Genomic DNA, 19452 nt, shown 5'->3' on the forward strand with positions numbered 1-19452 from the left:
CCCGCCCGAGCCCGGGTCGGTCAGCCGACGATCTCGGCGGCCTCGAGCCACTCGAGCTCGAGCTCCTCGCGCTCGCCGACCACGGCCTGCAGCTTCGCGTTGAGGTCGGCGAGCGCGGCCGGGTCGGTGGCCTTCTCGGCCATGTCGCCGTGCAGCCGCTCCTCGCGGTCCTGCAGGCGCGAGAGCTGCTTCTCTATGCGCGCCATCGTCTTGCGGGCCTCGCGCACCTCGGCCGGGCTCGCCGTCTGCGCCGTGCCCCCAGCAGGTATGCCGTCGGGCCGGGCCGACGCCGAGGGCGCAGTCGCCGTCGTGGCCCGGGCGGTCGCCTGGGCGGTCGCCTGGGCGGTCGTCGCCGCCGCACGCAGGCGCAGGTACTCCTCGACGCCGCCCGGCAGCTCGCGCACCTTGCCGTCGCCGAGCAGGGCCAGCTGCTTGTCGGCGACGCGCTCCAGCAGGTAGCGGTCGTGACTGACCACGACGAGCGTGCCGGCCCAGCCGTCGAGCACGTCCTCGAGCGAGGTCAGCGTCTCGATGTCGAGGTCGTTGGTCGGCTCGTCGAGGATGAGCACGTTCGGCTCGGTGAGCAACAGGCGGGTCAGCTGGAGCCGGCGCCGCTCGCCACCGCTGAGGTCACCGACGCGCGACTGCTGCCGGCCGCCCGGGAAGCCGAGCCGCGTCGCGAGCTGGCTGGCACTGATCTCCTTGTCGCCGAGCATCGTCCACTGCTTGACGTCCTCGATCGCCTCGATGACGCGCCACTGCTCGAAGCGCTCGAGCTCGCGCACCTCCTGCGTCAGGTGGGCGATGGCGACGGTCTTGCCGATCTTGCGACGGCCCCCGTCGAGCGGGATCTCGCCGGTGAGCGCCCGCAGCAGGGTCGACTTGCCGGCGCCGTTGACGCCGACGATGCCGATGCGCTCGCCCGGCGCGAGGCGCCACGTCACGTGGTCGAGCAGGCGACGCTCCTCCGGGGGCTCACCGACGGTCACGGTGACGTCCTCGAGGTCGAGCACGTCCTTGCCGAGGCGTCGGCTGGCGAACGATGCGAGCTCGACGCTGTTGCGGGGCGCGGGCTCGTCGGCGATGAGCGCGTTGGCGGCCTCGATGCGGAACTTCGGCTTGCTCGTGCGGGCGGGCGCGCCGCGGCGCAGCCACGCGAGCTCCTTGCGCATGAGGTTCGACCGCCGGTCGGCGACGACTCCGGCGAGACGGTCGCGCTCGGCCTTCGCGAGGACGTAGGCGGCATACCCTCCCTCGAAGGCGCTGACCCTGCCGGCCTCGACCTCCCACGTCAGGGTCGCGTACGCGTCGAGGAACCAGCGGTCGTGCGTGATCGCGACGGTCGCGTTGCCGGGGCGGGGGCGCTTGGTCGCGAGGTGGTCGGCCAGCCAGGCCACGCCCTCGACGTCGAGGTGGTTGGTCGGCTCGTCGAGCAGCAGCAGCTCGGGGTCGGCGACGAGCAGGCGCGCGAGGGCCAGGCGACGGCGCTCGCCACCGGACTTCGGACCGACCCGGCTGTCGAGGCCGCCGACGTTCTGCGCCTCGATCCCGCCGAGCAGGCCGGTGAGCACGTCGCGGATGCGGGGATCTCCGGCCCAGACGTGCTCGGGCAGGTCGCCGAGCACCGCCTCGCGGATGGTCCACGTCGGGTCGAGCGCATCCTCCTGAGCGAGCATGCCGATGCTGATGCCCTCGGCGCCGCCCTGCTTCGTGATGCGGCCCGAGTCCGGCTCCTGCAGGCCGGCCATGACGCGCAGCAGGGTCGACTTGCCGCCGCCGTTGACGCCGACGACGCCGATGCGGTCACCGGTGAGGACACCGAGGCTGACGTCGTCGAGGACGTGGCTGGTGCCGAAGACGAGGGAGACGCGCTCGAGGGAGATCAGGTTGGCCATCGCTGACCGACCCTATTCGCTCCCCCACCTCAACCCGCAATCCGTCCGGCTGATCGAGGGAACACACCGTCACCCCGAGACACGATCGAGAGAACGCTCCGTCGTGACGGAGCGTTCTCTCGATCGGAGAGATGATGTACGCAGTGTTCTTTCGATGGGGGAAGGGCGGGGGTCTCAGCCGCGGGGCTGGGCGACGACGTGGGCGCCGTGGACGGGGCCCTTGGCGCGGCGCAGGTCGCGGCAGAGGTCGGAGGCCGCGAGGGAGACCGACAAGTCGAGGGACGCCTCGTGGCTCTCGGTGAGGAACGCCACCGTCGGGCCCGAGCCCGAGACGACGCCGCCCAGGGCTCCGAACTCGACGCCGGCGTCGCGCAGCTCGCGCAGCTGCGGGCGCAGCGAGAACGCGGCGGGCTCGAGGTCGTTGTGCAGGGCTGCTCCGAGCGCGGCAGGGTCACCCGAGCGCAGCGCAGCCATCAGCTCCGGACTGACCGACGGCTCGGGCACGTCGACACCGTCGCGCTCGCGCAGGCGGTCGCACTCGGCATACACCTCGGGGGTCGACAGGCCCGTGTCGCTGATCGCGAAGACCCAGTGGAACGTGCCCCGCGCGAGCACCGGCGCCAGCTGCTCCCCGCGGCCGGAGCCCATCGCGTTGCCGCCCGCGAGGATGAACGGGACGTCGCTGCCCAGGGTCGCGGCCAGCTCGGCCAGCTCGTCGCGGTCGAGGCCGAGCCCCCAGAGCTGCTCGCACGCCACGAGGGCCGCGGCGGCGTCGGCCGACCCACCGGCCATGCCGCCGGCGACCGGGATGTCCTTGTCGATGCGGATCGACAGGCTCTCGTCGACGGCCCAGCGCTCGGCGACGAGGCGCGCGGCGCGCACGGCGAGGTTGTCACCGTCGGTCGGGATGCGGTCGGCGTAGGTGCCGGCGGGCACGACCTGCCACTCGTCCCAGCGCGCGACCGACACCTCGTCGTGCAGCGACACGGCCTGGTAGACGGTCGCGAGCGTGTGGAACCCGTCGGGCCGTCGCGGCCCGACCCGTAGCTCGAGGTTGACCTTGGCCGGGACCCGCACGGTCACCGCACCGGGCAGGGTCGGAGCGACAGTCATGCGCCCACCCTATGGGCCATCCCGTCCGGTTCAGGACGCATTGCCCCGGCGACGGGCCCTGGGTCCGGACGTCACCGCATCAGCGGGACGGGCCTCGGCGATGCGCGCGAAGGCGGTGATGTCGAGCTGCTCGCCCCGCGTCCTGGGGTCGATGCCGGCCGCGACGAGAGCCCGCTCGGCGGCGTCGGCGGAGCCGGCCCACGACGCGAGCGCCCCACGGAGCGCCTTGCGGCGCTGCAGGAACGCGGCGTCGATGCAGCGGAAGACCTCCTCGCGCGAGGCGCTCGTCTTCGGCGGCTTGCGCCGGCGCAGCGACACGAGGCCCGAGTCGACGTTGGGCGCCGGCCAGAAGACGTTCCGCCCGACCCGCCCTGCGAGCTCGACGTCGGCGTACCAGGCGGCCTTGAGGCTCGGGACGCCGTAGATCTTGCCGCCGGGCGTGGCCGCGAGCCGCTCGGCGACCTCGAGCTGCACCATGACGAGGACACGCTCGATCGTCGGGAAGTGCTCGAGGAACGACAGCACGACCGGCACCGAGATGTTGTACGGCAGGTTCGCGACGAGGGCCGTGGGGTCAGGGCCGGGCAGCTTCGTGACGGTGAGGGCGTCCGCGGCGACGAGCCGCAGCCGGTCGGCGTTGTCGGGCTGGAGCCTGCGGACGGTGTCCTCGAGGGCGCCGGCGAGCCGCGGGTCGACCTCGACCGCGGTGACGGACTTGACCACGGGCAGCAGCGCGAGCGTCAGTGACCCGAGCCCGGGCCCGACCTCGACGACGACGTCGGAGGCCCCCACGCCGGCCACGCGCACGATCTTGCGCACCGTGTTGGCGTCGACGACGAAGTTCTGGCCCCACTGCTTCGTCGGCCGCACCTCGAGCCGCTCGGCCAGCTCGCGCACCTGCGCGGGGCCGAGGAGCACGGCGTCGTCGGCTGGTGCAGCGGTCGGCGCAGCGGCGGTCGCCGCGGCGTCCTTCTTCGTCATGCGCCCCACCCTATGGCCCACGTCGAAAAAGCAATCCGTCCACCGGAAGGGCGGACGGATTGCTTTCTCGATGGCGTGAGGGCTGAGCCCCACGTCAGTCAGGTCAGAGTGTCAGGGCTTGCACTGCCACTGCGACGTGCCGTTGTCGGCGTAGACGCGGTTGGCGACCGTGATCTGCTCCTCGCGGCTGGCGAGGTCGGCACGCGAGGCGAAGTCGCCGCCGCCGTAGCCGAGCCACGTGGAGGTCAGGAACTGCAGACCGCCGTAGTAGCCGTTGCCGGTGTTGATGTGCCAGTTGCCGCTCGACTCGCACTGGGCGATCGAGTCCCACATGGACGCGCGGGCCAGGTTGAGGCCGGCGCCGGACGACGAGCCGCCGGTGCTGGCGGCGGGAGCCGCAGCGGCCGGGCGCGCCTTGGTGCCGACCAGCAGGACCCGGTTCACGGGGGCCTTGGTGACCGTGGAGGCGATGGTCTTGCGGCTCACGACCTTGCCGTCGACGACGGTCGCCCGCGAGGTGACGACGCGCGTGCCGTTGACACCGGCGCGGGAGACCTTGGTCTGGTCGGAGTAGAGGGTGTTCGTCTTGGTGCGGGTCGTGCCGTAGGCGATCGACTCGGTGGTCTTCGTGTCCTTGGTCTGGACGCGCTGGACGGCGATCTTGGCGCCGTTCGTGAGGCGGGTCGTGACCGGCGGGTTGACCTTGTCGACCTTGCCGAGGCGCACGCCGAGCTGCGTGAGGGCCTCGCCGACGGTGGCCGCGGCCACGGTCTTGGTGGTCGTCTTGCCGTCAGCCGTCACGGTGACGGCCTTGGGCGTCACGATGGTGAGGGTCAGGCCCTGGCGACCGATGGTCTGCGAACGCGATGCCGAGAGGCGCGCGCCGTCGCCGCGGAGACCGATCGCGAGCAGGGCGGCGTCGACGGTGGTCTCGGTGGTGCGGATCTGACGGGTCTTGCCGTCGACCGTGAGGTTCAGCAGGCGGGCGTACTTGACGGTGATCGAGTCCCCGTCGTCGACGCTGCTGCCGGCGGCCGGCACGACCACGTCGCCGGGCTTGACCTTGATGCCCTCGTCGGCGAGCACGTCACCGACGGTGCGGCTGCCGAAGAACGAGGCGGTGGAGGAGGCGCCGTCGACCGAGAGGTTGACGGTCTTGTCGAGCTGGGTCGCGCCCACTGCGCCACCGGTGAGGAGGACGGCCGCTCCAGTGGCGGCCAGGATCTTGGCGTTGCGAGAAATCAAAACACTCCGAACGTCGATCTATCCGGGTGCAACGCGCTCTCGAACCATCCTCCTCACGCCGTCGGGAGGAGGGTCGATGCGGGGTGGCAACCGGCCAACAGTCGTCCAGACTGGGGGATCGCCACGGCAAAGGTCAAATTTCGATAACGGAGGCGAGTCCGATTGGACCGCCGATCGGGGGGTGCGCTAGGCGGTTTGCCCCATTCGTTCGGTGCCCCACGGCCCGTACACGCGCTCGCTGTTGTCGGACACCGCGCGGCACAGGGTCGGCACGTCGATGTTGAGCACCCCGGCCATCGCGCGGATGGTCACGGGCACGAGGAACGAGGCGTTCGTCGCACCTCGGTGCGGGGCCGGCGCGAGGTACGGGGCGTCGGTCTCGACGAGCACCCGGTCGAGCGGGATCGCCGTCAGCGCGTCACGCAGGTCGCGGGCGTTCTTGAAGGTCACGGTGCCGGCGAAGCTGAGGTAGTAGCCGCGCTCGACGCACTCGCGCGCCATTGTCAGGTCGCCCGAGAAGCAGTGCAGGACCGTGTGCTCGGGCGCGCCCTCCTCCTCGAGGATGCGCAGCACGTCGTCGTGGGCGTCGCGGTCGTGGATCTGCAGGGCCTTGCCCAGCCGCTTGGCGAGGTCGATGTGCCAGCGGAAGCCGTCCTGCTGCACCGGCACCCCTTCGGGGCCGGTGCGGAAGTAGTCGAGCCCGGTCTCGCCGATGACGCGGATGCGCTCGTGGGCGGCGTGGCGCTCGACGGTCGCGTATGCCGTCTCCAACGTTCCAGCGGCAGCGAGCCTGGGAACTTCGTTGGGGTGCAAGGCAATTCCACCGACCAGCTCGGGGTGGCGCTCGACGGCGTCCATGGTGAAAGCGATGCCGTCGAGGTCGCAGCCCACCTGCACGAGCCGGGTCACCCCGACGGCCCGGGCCCGCCGGATCGCGTCGGCGACGTCGAACGGCTCGTCGCCCTCCCGGGTGATGTCGAGGTGGACGTGGTTGTCGACGACGTCGATGGGCAGCGGGTCGGGCAGGTGCTCCGGCAGCCCCCGGTGACCCGACGCGTGGGGCGTCATGCTTCGGCGTCGCCGAGGCGGCTGCGCTCGGCCTCGATGACGGCGTCCGGGTCGAGCTTGGTGAAGACGCCGGTGGGCTTGGCGATCGGCGTGCCGGGCACCACGTCGCGCGGCTCCCAGCGCGGCGTCGCGGAGTACTCGCCCGTGATGACGGGGTAGGCGCGCGAGTCGTCGTCGAGGTCGCGCACCACGTCGAGTCGCGGCATCGGCATGAACTCGCCGTCGCCGCCGAGCACGGCGTGCACGCGGTTGGCGGCATGCGGCAGGAACGGCGAGATGAGCGTGTTGATGTCGCTCACGGCCTGCACGAGCGTGTGGAGCACCGTCGCGAGCCGCTCGCGCTGGTCGTCGCCCTTGAGCTTGAAGGGCTCGGTCTTCGACACGTAGGCGTTCGCCTCGCCGACGACACGCATGACCTCCGCGAGGGCGGCCTTCTGGCGGTGCCTCTCGAGGTTGGCCCCGACGGTTGCGAACGCACCCCGCACGGTGGCCAGCAGCTCCTCGTCGACGGGCTCGACGGCATACGGGCTCGGGATCTCGCCGAAGCTCTTGGCGATCATCGCCGCGGTGCGGTTGACGAGGTTGCCCCAGCCGGCGACGAGCTCGCTGTTGTTGCGCTGCACGAACTCGGCCCAGGAGAAGTCGGCGTCCTGGTTCTCGGGTCCGGCGGCGCAGATGAAGTAGCGGATCGGGTCGGGGCCGTAGCGGGCGACGATGTCCTGGACGTAGATGACGTGCTTGCGGCTCGTCGAGAACTGCTTGCCCTCGAGGGTCATGAACTCGGACGCGACGACCTCGGTGGGCAGGTTGAGCTCGCCGTACGCGCCCGGCTCGCCGCCCTTGTCGCCCTTGCCGGCGTAGCCGAGCAGCTCGGCCGGCCAGATTTGGCTGTGGAAGGTGATGTTGTCCTTGCCCTGGAAGTAGTAGGACACGGCGGCGGGGTCGTTCCACCACTCGCGCCAGCGGTCCTCCTGGCCGTGGCCGAGCCGGCGGGCCCACTCGATCGAGGCCGACAGGTAGCCGATGACGGCGTCGAACCACACGTAGAGGCGCTTGGTCGGGTTGTCCTCCCAGCCCTCGAGCGGGATGGGGATGCCCCAGTCGATGTCGCGCGTCATGGCGCGGGGCCGCACGTCCTTGAGGAGGTTCTTGGAGAACTTGATGACGTTGGGGCGCCACGTGCCCGACGCCTCGCGGCCGTCGAGCCACTCCCCCAGCGCCTCGGCGAGCGCAGGCAGGTCGAGGAAGAAGTGCTGGGTCTCGACGAACTCCGGCGTCTCGCCGTTGATCTTGCTGCGCGGGTTGATGAGCTCGTCGGCGTCGAGCTGGTTGCCGCAGTTGTCGCACTGGTCGCCGCGCGCCTCGGGGAAGCTGCAGATCGGGCAGGTGCCCTCGATGTAGCGGTCGGGCAGGGTGCGGCCGGTCGACGGGCTGATCGCGCCGCGCGTCGTCTGCTCGATCATGTAGCCGTTGGCGTGGACCTGGCGGAACATCTCCTGGACGACGGCGTAGTGGTTGCGCGTCGTCGTGCGGGTGAAGAGGTCGTAGGACAGGCCGAGGTCGGTGAGGTCCTGGGCGATGACGGCGTTGTACTTGTCGACGAGCTGCTGCGGCGTGACACCCTCCTCCTCGGCGAGCACGAGGATCGGCGTGCCGTGCTCGTCGGTGCCCGAGACCATGAGCACGTCGTGGCCGGCCATCCGCATGTACCTGCTGAAGACGTCGGAGGGCACACCGAAACCGGCCACGTGGCCGATGTGGCGCGGGCCGTTGGTGTACGGCCAGGCGACGGCAGACAGGACATTGCTCATGGCGAGCAATCCTAGGCGGGCCCGGCGAGCGGTCGCGCACGTGTACTGGGCTGTCGGCTTCGTTCAAGCGCTCCCGGGTTCCGGCGGGTACGACAGAGACATGACTGGTCATGTTGCACACGCGAAGGTCACCGTCGACGCCACGCCGCAGCAGGCATGGCAGGCCCTCACCGAGCCGGCGCAGATCCGCAGGTGGATGGTGGGCACCGAGGTGAGCACCGACTGGCAGGTCGGCAGCCCCATCACGTGGCGGGGCGAGATGAACGGAAAGCCGTACGAGGACAAGGGCGAGGTGCTCGAGTTCGACGAGCCGAGGCGCCTGTCGACCACGCACTACAGCCCGCTCAAGGGTCAGGAGGACCGGCCCGAGAGCTACCACACGGTCACCTACACGCTCGACGGCGAGGACGGCGGACCCACCACCGTCACGCTCGAGCAGGACGGCAACGCGTCCGAGGAGCAGGCCGAGCAGTTCTCGCAGAACTGGCAGGGCATGCTCGACGCCTTCAAGGAGTCCGTCGAGCAGTCGTGAGCCCAGCGGAAGACCAAGCGGAAAACCAGGTGATGGGCGGCTGCTCTCCGCCCTAGCCTCGTGACGGAGGGCGGCCCGGTCCCGGACGCCCCGGACCTTCAAGGAGTGGTCATGCGCGCACGTCTCGTCCCGATGACCCAGCCGCACTCCTCGAAGGACCAGACGTGTGACACGCAGAACGCTCAACCTCGGGATCCTCGCGCACGTTGACGCGGGCAAGACGACCCTGACCGAACGCCTCCTCCACACCGCGGGAGCGATCGCCGACGTCGGCAGCGTCGACGCCGGCACGACGCAGACCGACACGCTCGCGCTCGAACGCGCCCGAGGCATCACCATCCGCTCGGCCGTCGCGACCTTCGTCGTCGACGGCGTGACCATCAACCTCATCGACACCCCCGGGCACCCCGACTTCATCGCCGAGGTGGAACGCGTGCTCGGGGTGCTCGACGGCGCCGTCCTCGTCGTGTCGGCCGTCGAGGGGGTACAGCCGCAGACCCGTGCCCTGATGGGAGCGCTGCGGCGCCTGGGGGTGCCCACCCTGCTCTTCGTCAACAAGGTCGACCGCGCCGGGGCCGACGTCGGGCGTGTCGTGCAGGAGGTGGAGCAGCGGCTCGGCGTCGAGACGGTGCTGCTCACCGACGTTCGCGACGCAGGCCGTGGCACGGCGGCGTCGGCGGCGGAGCGCCACGGTGCTGCCCTCGAGGCGGCGCTGGCCGACGCGCTGAGCGCCCACGACGACGACCTGCTGGCCGAGCTCGTCGACCACGCCGAGCGGCTCGCTCCGCGCCGGCTGCGCCGGGCACTGGCCCACCAGACCGCGGCCGGCGAGGTCTGTCCGGTGCTCGCCGGTTCCGCCATGACGGGCGCCGGGGTGCCGGAGCTGCTGCGGCAGCTCGTCGAGCTGCTCCCCACGACAGGCAGCGACCGCGCAGACGGGGGCGAGGTGTCGGCCCGCGTCTTCAAGGTCGAGCGTGGCCCGACCGGCGAGCGCATCGCGTACGTGCGGATCTTCTCCGGTCGCCTCGCCGTCCGCGACACGGTGGGGTCACGCCAGCCACCGCGGATCGAGAGCGCGCGCGGCGGGCACCGCGGGCACCGCGGGCACCGCGGGCACCGCGGGCGCGGCGGGCACGGCGGGCGTCGCGACGGCGGGGAGAAGGTCAAGCAGCTGCGCGTGTTCGACCGCGGGAGCTGGGTCGACCGCCGCGAGGTGGGCCCCGGTGAGGTCGCGCGGGTGACGGGGCTGTCCCGGGTCAGGGTGGGCGATGACCTCGGAGCCGGTGACCACGCCACCGGCACAGCGCAGTTCGCTCCTCCGACCCTCGAGACGGTGGTCGAGCCGCTGCACGAGCGGGACCGCGGACGGCTCAAGGCAGCGCTGCTGCAGCTCGCCGACGAGGACCCGCTCATCGACGTGCGCCAGGACGAGCGGCGGCGTGAGCTGGCCGTGTCGCTCTACGGGGAGGTGCAGAAGGAGGTCATCGGGGCCACGCTCGCGACGGAGTTCGGCGTGGAGGTGCGGTTCCGTCCGTCGACCGTCGTGCTCGTCGAGCGACCGGCCCGCTCCGGCACGTGCCTCGAACGGCTGCACAGCCCGACGAACCCGTTCAACGCGTGGCTCGGTGTGCGCATCGACCCGCTCCCGCCCGGCAGCGGGGTCGAGGTGCACGCCGAGGTGGCGGCGTCCTCGACGCCGGACTACCTTTACCGCAACCTCACCGGCTTCGAAGAGGCCTTTCGCGAGTTCGCGGGAGCGACGTTCGCGGAGGGCCTGCACGGCTGGGAGGTGACCGACTGCAGGGTGACGGTCACCGAGTGCGTCTACGCGTCGGCCGACGGGCCGCCGTCGACGCGTGGACCGATGAGCACGGCCAATGACTTCCGCCGGCTCGCGGCGCTCGTGCTGATGCGCGCCCTGGAGGACGCCGGCACCGTCGTCTGCGAGCCCGTGCTCGCGGCCCGGTTCGACGTGCCGGCCTTGGCCGCGGGTGGGGTGGTCGCGCTCGTCTCGCGACTCGGGGGCCGCGTGCGCAGCCAGTTCACCTCTGGTGGCGAGTCGGCCATCGGCGCCGACGTGCCGGCGACCCGGCTGCAGGAGCTGAGGCAGCTGCTGCCGGGTCTCACGGGCGGTGAGCCGCACCTCGAGACGGCCTTCTCGCACCGCGCCCCGGTACGCCTTCGACGGGGCGAGCGGCCGCCCTCGCGGCCGCGGGTCACACCCGACCCGCGCAACCTCGAGCAGTACCTCGCCGCCGTCGGTCGGTGACGCGCCGCTGCGCCCGTGACACGTGAGTGCCGCCCGGCTCGAGCCGGGCGGCACTCGTACGCTTGCGGGGCTTGCGGATTCGTCGAACAGGCGGTCAGGCGAGCTTGGCCTCGAGGCTGATCGGGACGGCCTTGAGCGCCTGGCTCACCGGGCAGTTCGCCTTGGCGTCCTCGGCTGCGGCCTGGAAGTCCTCGGCCGAGATGCCGGGCACCTCACCGACGACCGACAGCTTGATCTCGGTGATGCCGGTGCCGGGCACGAACGTCACGTCGGCCGTCGTGTCGAGGGTCGTGGGCGGCGTGCCGGCCTTGGCGAGGCCGTTCGAGAACGCCATCGAGAAGCACGACGAGTGGGCCGCGGCGATGAGCTCCTCGGGGCTCGTCTTGCCGTTGGCCTGCTCGGCACGGGAGGGCCAGTTCACGTCGTAGGTGCCGATGCCCGAGCTCTCGAGGCTGACCTGGCCGGAGCCCTCGAAGAGGGAGCCCTCCCAGTGCGTGCTGGCGGTGCGCGTGGTGCCCATCAGTTCTCCTTCGCTGTCGGGTCGGTCACGACTCGGGGCCGCGACGCGGTACGTCCCCACCGTAAGGGGATTCGCGACCGAAACAAGGGGCGGCCGACGGGCGGACGGTCCGCTCGAAGGGGGAGGCCTCGCCGGGCGGGCTCAGCGGGCTGCGAGCGAGGCGTCGTAGAGCGCCTTCTTCGACAGCCCCGTGCGGGCGGCCACGTCGGCGGCGACGTCCTTGAGCCGCTCCCCCGCGTCGACCCGCTGCCGTATGCCGGCGACGGCGTCCTCGAGGGAGGGCACCGCGCGCTCGGCGCCCGCCACGACGACCGTGATCTCGCCCTTGACGCCCTCGGAGGCCCACACGGCGAGCTCGGCGAGGGTGCCGCGGCGCACCTCCTCGTAGGTCTTCGTCAGCTCGCGGCAGACCGCAGCGCGGCGGTCTGCACCGAAGGCGTCGCGCATCGCCGCCAAGGTCTCGGCGAGCCTGTGCGGGGCCTCGAAGAAGACGAGGGTGCGGCGCTCGTCGGCCACCTCTGCGAGGACCCGAGCACGCTCACCCGGCTTGCGCGGCAGGAACCCGTCGAAGCAGAACCGGTCGACGGGCAGCCCCGACACGGCGAGCGCCATGAGGACGGCGCTCGGCCCGGGGACGCACGTGACGCGTACGCCCGACTCGACCGCGGCGGCGACGAGGCGGTAGCCGGGGTCGGAGACGGACGGCATACCGGCGTCGGTGACGACCAGGACCCGCTGGCCCGCGAGGAGCCGCTCGACGAGGTCGGGCGTGCGGGACGCCTCGTTGTGCTCGTGGTAGCTGACGACCGCACCCGTGGTGGCGACGCCGAGGTCGGAGAGGAGGCGACGCAGCCGGCGCGTGTCCTCGGCCGCGACGACGTCGGCGGTCGCGAGCTCCTCGGCGAGGCGGGGCGCCGCGTCACGGGGGTCGCCGATCGGGGTGGCGGCCAGGACCAGGGTGCCGGTGCTCATGGCGTCATCCTGTCAGGACCGAGAGGTGAGACGGCCGTCCCCGAATGTGGACGGGGTTACGTGACGGAAACCTCACCGCGATACACAGAGTGCATGACGATCTCGGGACAGACCTCGACCGAGCCCACCTCTGCCGCCACCGCTGCGCCCGCGACGGCCCCGGCCGGCGCGCGCTCGACCGAGCAGCTGCTCGAGGCCGACCGTCGCGAGCCGAACGTCGGCGCCTTCGCCTCGGGCGTCTCGTCGGCCCAGCAGCACGCGGCCCTGCGGGCGTCGGTGCGCCAGCTCGGAGCCCTCCTCGGCGAGGCGCTCGAGCGGCACGAGGGCGCGGAGCTGCTCGCGCTCGTGGAGCGGGTGCGCAGCCTCGCCCGGCAGCCCAGCGACGACGAGCTGCGGTCGACGCTCGCCGCCGTCGACGCGCCGACCGCGGTCGTGCTCGCCCGCGCCTTCACCGCCTACTTCCAGCTCGTCAACGTCACCGAGCAGCTGCACCGCTGGCAGGAGGTGACGGCGGTCGACGAGGGCCCGCTGGCCGCCACCGCGCGCCGCATCGGCGCGGCCCTCGACGAGGGCACCGTCGACCGGGACCTCGTGGACTCCGTGCTCGCGCGGGTCGAGTACCGGCCCGTCTTCACCGCGCACCCGACGGAGGCCACGCGACGCTCGGTCATCGACCTGCTGCGCCGCATCGCCGACACCGTGCAGACGCTCGAGGACCCGCGCAGCGCGCCGGCCGACCAACCCCGTCTGGAGCGGCGGCTCGCCGAGCTCGTCGACCTCGTCTGGCAGACCGACGAGCTGCGCATCCAGCGGCCCGAGCCGACCGACGAGGCTCGCACCGCCATCTACTACCTCAACTCGCTGACCCAGCGCGTCGTGCCCGAGCTGCTCGCCGAGCTCGACCGGTCGCTGGCGACCATCGGCATCGAGCTGCCCGCCTCGGCCCGGCCGCTGCGCTTCGGCGCCTGGGCCGGTGGCGACCGCGACGGCAACCCGAACGTCACCCCGCAGGTGACCCTCGAGGTCGTGGGCCTGCAGCACGACGCCGCCCTGCGCGACCTCATCGCGCACACCGAGAACCTGCTCGCCGAGCTCTCCCCGTCGACGCGGGTCGTCACCGTCACCGACGAGCTGGGCCGCAGCCTGGAGGCCGACGCCGAGGCCCTGCCCATCACCTACGACGCCCTCAAGCGGCTCAACGCCGAGGAGCCCTACCGCCTCAAGCTGAGCTTCGTGCGGGTGCGGCTGCAGCGCACCCGCGACCGCCTCGCGCACCAGACGCCGCACGAGCCGGGCCGCGACTACGCCTCGTTCGACGAGCTGCTCGCCGACCTGACGCTCGTGCGCGACTCGATGCTCGCCGGCGGCGACGAGCTCACCGGCAACGGTGCGATCCTCCGCCTGATCCGCACCGCCACGACGGTGGGGCTCGGCCTCGCGACGCTCGACATCCGCGAGCACAGCGGCAAGCACCACGCGGCCCTCGCCGACCTCTACGACCGCATCGGCGAGCTCGAGACGCCCTACGGCGAGCTCGACCGGCCGGCCCGCATCGAGCTGCTGTCGCGCGAGCTCTTGTCGCGCCGCCCGCTCACCGGGAGCCGGGCCGTCGACGTCGGCGACGCGGCCTCGGCGTCACTCGCGCTGATGTACGCCATCCGCACCGTCCTCGACACCTACGGTCCCGAGACCGTCGAGACCTACATCGTGTCGATGACGCACGACATCGACGACCTCTTCGCGGTCGTCGTGCTCGCCCGCGAGGTCGGGCTCGTCGACACCGGCACCGAGACCCACGCGGCCACCGCGCGCATCGGGTTCGCCCCGCTCTTCGAGACCGTGGCCGAGCTGGAGGCGGCCGGACCGCTGCTCGACGCGCTGCTCGGCGACCCGGCATACCGGAGGGTCGTCGCGGCCCGCGGCGACGTGCAGGAGATCATGCTCGGCTACTCCGACTCCTCGAAGGACGCCGGGATCGCCGCGTCGCAGTGGCAGATCCACCGCGCCCAGCGCGCGCTGCGCGACGTCGCCCGGCGGCACGGCGTCGTGCTGCGCCTCTTCCACGGCCGCGGCGGCTCGGTGGGGCGCGGCGGCGGCCCCACCGGCGAGGCGATCCTCAGCCAGCCCTACGGCAGCCTGGACGGGCCGATCAAGATCACCGAGCAGGGCGAGGTGCTCAGCGACAAGTACACGCTGCCCGGTCTCGCGCGGTTCAACCTCGAGGTCGCGCTCGCCGCCGTGCTCGAGGCGTCAGTGCTGCACCGGAAGTCCCTGCTGCCCAAGGACGTCCTCGACGGCTGGAACGGCACGATGGACGTCGTCGCGGCCCGCGGCCAGGACACCTACCGCGGGCTCGTGCGCGATCCGGGTCTCGTCCCGTTCTTCGTATCGGCGACCCCCGTCGACGAGCTCGGCAAGATGAACATCGGCTCGCGTCCGTCGAAGCGCCCGGGCGGCGAGGGCGGCCTCGACGACCTCCGCGCCATCCCCTGGGTGTTCGGCTGGACGCAGTCGCGCATCATCCTGCCCGGCTGGTTCGGCGTGGGCTCGGGTCTCGCCGCCGCTCGCGAGGACGGCCGCGAGAAGACGCTGCGCGAGATGTACGGCTCGTGGGCCTTCTTCCGCACCTTCATGTCCAACGTGCAGATGACGCTCGCGAAGACCGACCTCGACATCGCGGCCGGCTACGTCAAGGAGCTCGTCGACCCCGAGGTCGCGGGGCTCTTCGACACGATCCGTGAGGAGCACGAGCGCACGCTCGAGGAGGTGCTGCGGGTGACCGGGCAGTCCGAGCTGCTCGAGTCGGCGCCGACGCTGCGGCGCACGCTCGAGCTGCGCGACAGCTACCTCGCACCGCTGCACGCTCTGCAGACGTCGCTGCTGGCCCGCTCGCGCGCCGTGCCCGACGACGCCGAGCCCGACACCGACGTGCAGCGGGCCCTGCTGCTGACGATCAACGGCATCGCCGCGGGGCTGCGGAACACCGGCTGAGCCATCTCGTCACGGGGTGGCGTCGGTGGCGCGGAGCATCCGGCTCGCCTGCTCGCGCATGATGTCGCGCAGCTCGGGCGGGTCGAGCACGGTCATCTCCCACGGCAGCACGCCGAGGTGCATCGCCATCCAGCCGAGGTGGCTGCCACCTGCCTCGAAGATGCAGTGCGAACCGCCGTCGGCCGTGACCGTGCCCACGGATGCGGGGATGTGCTTCTCCACCAGTGACTTCGGCGCGTGGATGCGCACCCGGCACACGTGGTCGTACACGTCGCGCGAGATCGAGCGGCGCACGTGCTCGGCAGCGTCGGGGGCGTCCTCCCGCGGCCGGAACCGCCAGCCGCGCGCCTCGGCACCGGTCATCCGGTCGAGTCGGAAGGTGCGCCAGTCCTCGCGGTCGAGGTCGTAGGCGAGCAGGTACCAGCGGCGGCCGGTCGCGACGAGGCGGTAGGGCTCGACCCGGCGTTCGCCGGAACCGCGCGGGCCGGCATACGCGAAGGTGACGCGCTCGGTCTCGCGGCACGCGCGCGCCAGCACGAGGAGGGTGGCGGCGTCGACGGGGGCGGTGGCGCTGTCGAGGGTGACGGTGGCCTCGTGGATGGCCTCGACCTGTGAACGCAGGCGGCCCGGCAGCACCTGGTCGAGCTTGGCCAGGGTGCGCACCGCCGCCTCGCCGAGGCCCTCGACGGTGCCGCCCGCCGCGAGGCGCAGGCAGACGGCGATGGCGACGGCCTCGTCGTCGTCGAGCAGCAACGGCGGGAGCCGGCGCCCTGCGCCGAGCTGGTAGCCGCCTCCGGCGCCGTGGGTCGCGTTGACGGGGTAGCCCAGCTCGCGCAGCCGGTCGACGTCGCGTCGGACGCTGCGCGTCGTCACGCCGAGCCGTTCGGCCAGCTCGGTGCCGCTCCAGACCGGGCGGCTCTGCAGCAGGTCGAGCAGCCGCAGCACCCTGGCGGTGGTGCCGTTGCCGTCGCTCGTCGTGGACATGCTGGGAGTCTGCCATTCACTGAGGACAGTTCCTGTCCTATATGCATGTCACGATCGAGACATGACAGAGACGACGCGCGCCACCATCGACTGGAACGACGCCCTGGTGGAGCAGGCCGACTGGCACTGGCAGCACCAGCTCCGCGCCCGCTTCGACGGGCTCACCGACGAGGAGTACCTCTGGGAGCCGACCCCCGGCGCGTGGAACGTCCACCGTCGCGGCGAGGGCAGCACCGAGATGCAGGGCGGCACCGGCGAGATGACCATCGACTGGGCCTACCCCGCGCCCGAGCCGGCACCCGTGACGACGATCGCGTGGCGGCTCGCCCACATCATCGTCGGCGTGCTCGGGGCGCGGGCCCACCACCACTTCGGCGCCCCGGAGGCCGACTACCTCACCTTCGACTACGCCGCGACCGCCGACGAGGCGCTCGCCCAGCTCGACAGCGCGTATGCCGCCTGGTTCGACGGCGTGCGCAGCTGGGGCACCGACGGGTTGGCCGAGCCGTGCGGTTCCGCCGAGGGCCCGTTCGCCGAGGCGTCGCGCGCGACGCTCGTGCTCCACATCAACCGGGAGCTGATCCACCACGGAGCCGAGATCGCCCTGCTCCGCGACCTCTACGCCCACCGCAACGACTGAGAGAGCGAGACATCCCATGGCAGCACAGGTCCCACCCGTCGCCGACGAGCGCGAGAGCCTCATCGCCTATATCGACCAGCAGCGCGACGCCTTCGTGGCTGCGACCTTCGGTCTCACCGAGGAGCAGATCCGGCTCACCCCGACGGCGGGCACCCTGAGCATCGGCGGCCTCGTCAAGCACGTCACGACGTGCGAACGCGGTTGGACGGAGCGGATGGCCGCCGCGCCCGACGCGCCGGCCCCGCCGGAGCGGTCGGTCGAGGAGCAGGCACAGTCCTGGGGCGACGACTTCCGGGTCACCGACGACGACACCCTCGAGTCGCTCCTCGCCGCCCTGGTGGCCCAGGGCGAGGTGACCCGCGACGTGCTCCAGCGTGCCGACCTCGGTGCCGCGGTGCCGGTGCCGCGCGACGCCCCCTGGTTCCCCAAGGACGTCGAGGCCTGGTCGGTCCGGTGGGTCGCGATGCACCTCGTCGAGGAGCTCGCACGCCACGCCGGCCACGCCGACATCATCCGGGAGTCCATCGACGGCGCGACGATGTACGAGCTCGTCGCTGCCCGTGAGGGCTGGCCCGAGACACCGTGGCTCAAGCCGTGGCGGCCGGCGGCAGAGCTCAGTGTCTGACGCGGGATCGGTTGTGCTGCAACGACGCTGAGTCGCACAGACAAAGGCGAAGGGCCCTTGGGAGTATGAGTCTCAAGGGCCCTTCTGGTGTGATCGGTCGATGGTGACGCTCCCGATCGACTGCTCGTCGTCTCCGGTCCCGGCCGCCTCGTCACCCGGCTGCCGCAGTGGGTCGCCCCACCGTGTGGACCCTCGTCTCCGAGCCGTCCCGCTCTCCCGAAGGAGTGCGTGAGAACGTTCTATCCCCCCGCGAGGCGGCCTCGCAAGGAAATGGCGAAAACTCCTCCGGCCTCCACAGGTCGACGGCGTGTCGTCCACAGGAACGGGTCGGTTCTCCACCTCCTCCGTGCGTCCGTGCACACGTTGTCCACCACCGCTGTGGACAGCGGCGGCCGGCCGTCAGAGCTGATGGTGGCTCAGCGGCGGGTCGAGCTGCCGACCTCGCCCGGTGAGGTGTCGGACACGTCGCCGGGGACGTCGCCGGGGACGTCGTCGTAGACGTCGTCTCAGACGTCGTCGAGCACGTCGCGCAGGACCCGGGCTCCCGCCGAGGCGGCCGTCGCGCGCTCGGTGTCACCCGCTGCGGCACACGCCGCCTCGGCCTCGGCCAGCGCGACGAGCTCGGCCGCGACGACCCGGCGCTCGTCGGTCGCGTCGAGCACCAGCCGCTCCGCCTCAGCGGCGCCGATCCCCAGCGCGGCACCCGCGACGTCGGCGGACGTGGCGACCGTCGGGCGGTCGACCACGGGCACGGCCTCGGCGTTCTCGATGGCCGCGACGGCGCTGCGCAACGCCGACGTGGCGGCGCGGTCGCGCTCGCGCATCGCGGTCGTGAGTCGGCGGCGCAGGGCTGCTCGTAGGGGCGACGACATGACGCGACCGTATGCCGCCGACCGGGCCGGGCGCCAAGCGTTTACGTCACTGGCCACGCGAGCACGACTGGTATTGAGGGGATTCAGTCCGGCTGCAGACGCGTCGTCAGGAAGCTGATGACTGCGTCCACGGCATCCGGGTGGCGCTCGCCCGTCAGGGTGGCATGGCCCGGGCCGTCGAGCTCGACCCGCAGGAAGCCGTCGCCGAGATGGTGGGTCAGCGTGTCGAACCGCGTCCCTGTCGCCCAGTCCTCCCGGTACCGGACGCCGAGAATCGGGCAACCACCGATCACCCGATCACGCACTGCCGCAAGGTCGCCCGGGTCCAATCCGACGTCCGCCGCCCGACGCGGCGTCAAGGGGACCGGCACCGCCGGCTGCGCAACGACGGGCGCGACGACGACGGGGTCGACCATCATCGCGAGGGCGAACCCGCCCGTGAAACACATCCCGACTGCGCCGACGCCCACACCTCCCGCCTCGTCGTGGACTCGGCGCGCCAGGCTGCGCAGCCATGCAGCGACCGGTGTCGTGCGCCCGGTCGCGACCGTCGTGAACTCACGCCCGATGCAGAGGCGCGGGATGACGTGGACCGCCTCGAGGGCGTACGGGGCCCGGTGGGCAGGCCCGAAGAAGTGCGGCATGACCACGGTGAAGCCGGCGTCGACCACCTCGCGGCCGAAGCGCACCACCTCCGGCGTCAGCCCGGGGCTCTCGTGCATGACGATGACGCCCGGCCCCTCACCCTCGGTGTAGGTCGGGTACTCGAAGCCGTCGGCGGAATGGGATCCGCGTCGCCAGCCCGAGAGCATCGACATGCGTTTCTCCTATGTCAAGCCGCTGCCGTGAGGCAAGGGGCTTGACGGTTGTGGTGGTCGGCGGTCAGGAGGTTGAAGACGGTTCGTGCGAGGCGTCGTTTGAGGCAGCGGAGGGC

16 protein-coding genes are annotated in these 19452 nt (G+C 72.0%); 5 read left to right on the top strand and 11 right to left on the bottom strand.

Annotated elements, in window-relative coordinates:
* Nucleotides 1–20: 20 nt before the first annotated feature.
* From ACXR8F_RS17575 to metG, 6 genes are all read right to left on the bottom strand, one after another.
* A complete protein-coding gene (locus tag ACXR8F_RS17575) occupies nt 21–1895 on the bottom strand; it encodes an ABC-F family ATP-binding cassette domain-containing protein (RefSeq protein WP_458802411.1) in 1875 nt (624 codons plus the stop codon).
* Between the two features lie 174 nt (nt 1896–2069).
* Nucleotides 2070–3008: a 4-(cytidine 5'-diphospho)-2-C-methyl-D-erythritol kinase gene (locus tag ACXR8F_RS17580; protein ID WP_045191524.1), complete on the bottom strand. Its 939-nt coding sequence runs from the start codon at nt 3006–3008 to the stop codon at nt 2070–2072.
* A gap of 30 nt (nt 3009–3038) precedes the next feature.
* The gene (gene rsmA, locus ACXR8F_RS17585; protein WP_458802413.1) at nt 3039–3989 is read right to left on the bottom strand and encodes a 16S rRNA (adenine(1518)-N(6)/adenine(1519)-N(6))-dimethyltransferase RsmA; all 951 of its coding nucleotides are present in this window, start codon (nt 3987–3989) and stop codon (nt 3039–3041) included.
* 111 nt (nt 3990–4100) lie between these two features.
* Nucleotides 4101–5234, bottom strand: coding sequence for a transglycosylase family protein (locus ACXR8F_RS17590; protein WP_458802415.1), 1134 nt, complete (start codon nt 5232–5234; stop codon nt 4101–4103).
* 186 nt (nt 5235–5420) lie between these two features.
* Nucleotides 5421–6302: a TatD family hydrolase gene (locus tag ACXR8F_RS17595; RefSeq protein WP_045191521.1), complete on the bottom strand. Its 882-nt coding sequence runs from the start codon at nt 6300–6302 to the stop codon at nt 5421–5423.
* Nucleotides 6299–8113 carry a methionine--tRNA ligase gene (metG, locus tag ACXR8F_RS17600; RefSeq protein WP_458802417.1) on the bottom strand — a complete coding sequence of 605 codons (1815 nt, stop codon included), beginning with the start codon at nt 8111–8113 and terminating at the stop codon, nt 6299–6301. Before metG ends, ACXR8F_RS17595 begins: the two co-directional genes overlap by 4 nt.
* 100 nt (nt 8114–8213) lie before the next feature.
* On the opposite strand from metG, the gene ACXR8F_RS17605 reads away from it, so the two are divergent.
* Both ACXR8F_RS17605 and ACXR8F_RS17610 read left to right on the top strand, forming a co-directional pair.
* Nucleotides 8214–8645, top strand: a complete 432-nt coding sequence (locus ACXR8F_RS17605) for an SRPBCC domain-containing protein (protein WP_458802420.1) — start codon at nt 8214–8216, stop codon at nt 8643–8645.
* Nucleotides 8646–8811: 166 nt separating this feature from the next.
* A complete protein-coding gene (locus ACXR8F_RS17610; protein ID WP_458802421.1) occupies nt 8812–10914 on the top strand; it encodes a GTP-binding protein in 2103 nt (700 codons plus the stop codon).
* A gap of 94 nt (nt 10915–11008) precedes the next feature.
* On the opposite strand, the gene ACXR8F_RS17615 is transcribed toward ACXR8F_RS17610, so the two are convergent.
* Together ACXR8F_RS17615 and rsmI are read right to left on the bottom strand one after the other, a co-directional pair.
* Nucleotides 11009–11434, bottom strand: a complete 426-nt coding sequence (locus ACXR8F_RS17615) for an OsmC family protein (RefSeq protein ID WP_045191517.1) — start codon at nt 11432–11434, stop codon at nt 11009–11011.
* A 141-nt stretch (nt 11435–11575) separates the two neighbouring features.
* Nucleotides 11576–12406, bottom strand: coding sequence for a 16S rRNA (cytidine(1402)-2'-O)-methyltransferase (rsmI, locus tag ACXR8F_RS17620; protein ID WP_458802423.1), 831 nt, complete (start codon nt 12404–12406; stop codon nt 11576–11578).
* 93 nt (nt 12407–12499) lie between these two features.
* Here rsmI and ppc point away from each other — a divergent pair, with 93 nt between their 5' ends.
* Nucleotides 12500–15397, top strand: a complete 2898-nt coding sequence (gene ppc / locus ACXR8F_RS17625; protein WP_458802425.1) for a phosphoenolpyruvate carboxylase — start codon at nt 12500–12502, stop codon at nt 15395–15397.
* A gap of 9 nt (nt 15398–15406) precedes the next feature.
* Here ppc and ACXR8F_RS17630 read toward each other — a convergent pair whose 3' ends face one another.
* Entirely contained in the window at nt 15407–16381 is a 975-nt protein-coding gene (locus ACXR8F_RS17630) for a helix-turn-helix transcriptional regulator (protein ID WP_458802427.1), read from the bottom strand.
* 61 nt (nt 16382–16442) lie between these two features.
* On the opposite strand from ACXR8F_RS17630, the gene ACXR8F_RS17635 reads away from it, so the two are divergent.
* Both ACXR8F_RS17635 and ACXR8F_RS17640 read left to right on the top strand, forming a co-directional pair.
* Nucleotides 16443–17021, top strand: a complete 579-nt coding sequence (locus ACXR8F_RS17635) for a DinB family protein (RefSeq protein WP_458802429.1) — start codon at nt 16443–16445, stop codon at nt 17019–17021.
* A 16-nt stretch (nt 17022–17037) separates the two neighbouring features.
* The gene (locus tag ACXR8F_RS17640; protein WP_458802431.1) at nt 17038–17646 is read left to right on the top strand and encodes a DinB family protein; all 609 of its coding nucleotides are present in this window, start codon (nt 17038–17040) and stop codon (nt 17644–17646) included.
* 506 nt (nt 17647–18152) lie between these two features.
* Here ACXR8F_RS17640 and ACXR8F_RS17645 read toward each other — a convergent pair.
* Nucleotides 18153–18518: a hypothetical protein gene (locus ACXR8F_RS17645; RefSeq protein WP_458802433.1), complete on the bottom strand. Its 366-nt coding sequence runs from the start codon at nt 18516–18518 to the stop codon at nt 18153–18155.
* A gap of 83 nt (nt 18519–18601) precedes the next feature.
* Complete coding sequence (locus ACXR8F_RS17650; protein WP_458802435.1) at nt 18602–19336, bottom strand: dienelactone hydrolase family protein; 735 nt, start codon at nt 19334–19336, stop codon at nt 18602–18604.
* Between the last annotated feature and the right edge of the window lie 116 nt (nt 19337–19452).

Source organism: Terrabacter sp. AAH1 (assembly GCF_054456855.1).